Raw genomic sequence first — 1,726 nt, forward strand, 5'->3', positions numbered from 1 at the left:
CGGTTCTCCCTGCTGGTCAGGGGCGGTGAGCCGATCGTCTGGGACTTCGGTCCACGCGCCCTCCACCCAGGACAACACCGACGTCGGCTTCCGCGCCGAGGCGGCGGCCAAGGGTTCGCTCTTCAAGGGCTTCGCCTTCTTCCCCGGACCGGGCGCGCCGGCGCGGGGTGAAGACGTACAGGTCCAGGACGTCCGGCAGCGCCACGAGGCCGGGACCGCCCGCGCGTACCCAGGCGGCGACGTCTTCGGTCGCGGCGGAGTCGTTGACCAGGCCGAACCAGACCGACCGGCCGCCGGCGGCGCGTCCCTCGGACGAGGGCTGCACGACGATCACGTTCGCCTGGTCGCACACGTCGAGGCAGTCGGTGACGCGGACGGGGGCGTCCTCGGCGAGCCGTGCGGCCTGCGCCGCGTGGTCCACACCGGTCACCTTCGGGCTGCCGCAGCAGCAGTCACGGCAGACGACGACCCGGCACGGCACCGAACCGTCCGGTGACGTCTCGACAGGCATCACGACAAGCCCTCCTCCCCGGGGAAATCCGCCCCGGTCACGTCGAGGAGGCGACCGCGTGAGTCTCCTGGCTCTCGGGTCAGTGCTCGTCCCGGCCTTCCCACCCGCATCCGGGCAGTGGTCGTTCGGGATCCGCTCGCCGATCACAGTGGCGGGACCGCGCCGGATTCACACCGGCTTCCTCGTTCCGCCGTCGCCTTTTCGCGGGACATCATGTCAGAAGGGGCTGTCATCTCATACGCCCGCAGTGGGGTCGGGCAGGGTGAAGTGCTGCACACGACCGGCGGACGGCATGCGAAACGCGCCGCCCCGTCGTATGGTCGGGCGGCGCGTTCGGGCGCTGTTGTGGCGTCAGGGAGCCGGTTCAGCTGACCGGCGGCATCTCGCTGGGGCGTGAGTCGAGGCCGGCGCGGCGGTTGACCCAGGAGCCGCGCGTGAAGTCGGGGACGGCCACCGGACGGCCGCCCGCCGCGAGGGACTTCACGCTCAGCGGGACCGGTGAGCACCAGGCGGCGGCGTCGTACACGTCCATGTCGGGGACGAGCCCTGCACGCATCTGCTGGACGGTGCGCCACTGCAGGACGTAGTCCATCCCGCCGTGACCGCCGTTGTTCTCCGCGTCGTCACCGATCTTCTGCCACAGCCAGTGGTCGAACTCCTTGAGGTATGCGTCGAACGAACGCCAGGTGTGGCCGCTGTGATCGGGCTCCAGGTAGATGCGGCCGCCGCTCGCGGAGGTGACTCCGGCGTAGTCCTCGAAGATGCCGCGGCTGCCGGCGAGCGAGTTGATACGGCTGTAGGGGCGCGGCGAGCTGACCTCGTGCTCGGCGCGGACCACCCGGCCCTGGGCGGTGTCGATCAGGCAGGTGACCAGGTCACCGTTGATGTAGGTCTCCTTCCAGCTCGGGTGGGAGCGCGGGACGAAGCGGGCGCGGTAGTCGGCGAGGCCCCTGGGCTCGGTGGCGGTGGCGCGCAGCGTCGTGAAGCGGTCACCGCGGTTGATGTCCATGGCCGCGGCGATCGGGGCGAGGCCGTGCATGGCGTAGAAGGACGCGGTGCTGCGGGTGTGCCACAGCCGCCGCCAGGAGTCGGTGTAGTAGGTGTCGGAGAAGAGCAGTTCGCGCAGGTCGTGCAGATAGCCACCGTGGCCGTTGGTGACGTCGCCGAAGAGGCCGTCGTGGGCCATCTTGAGCATCGCCAGCTCGTTGCGGCCGT

Annotated in this window: 1 protein-coding gene, 1 pseudogene and 1 riboswitch; the gene and the pseudogene both read right to left on the minus strand. The window is 70.5% G+C overall.

The genetic code is table 11. From position 1 onward, the window contains the following. Window positions 1-145 precede the first annotated feature (145 nt). Window positions 146-511: pseudogene (locus AB0O67_RS37285) on the minus strand ((2Fe-2S) ferredoxin domain-containing protein); the annotation flags it as partial. 39 nt (window positions 512-550) lie between these two features. Next, window positions 551-733, minus strand: a riboswitch (cobalamin riboswitch). Window positions 734-875: 142 nt separating this feature from the next. Then, window positions 876-1,726 (minus strand): gfo/Idh/MocA family oxidoreductase (locus AB0O67_RS37290; protein WP_365460549.1); only part of this gene is annotated, 851 nt, incomplete at its 5' end.

It is taken from the genome of Streptomyces sp. NPDC086077 (assembly GCF_040686175.1).
GTDB lineage: Bacteria > Actinomycetota > Actinomycetes > Streptomycetales > Streptomycetaceae > Streptomyces.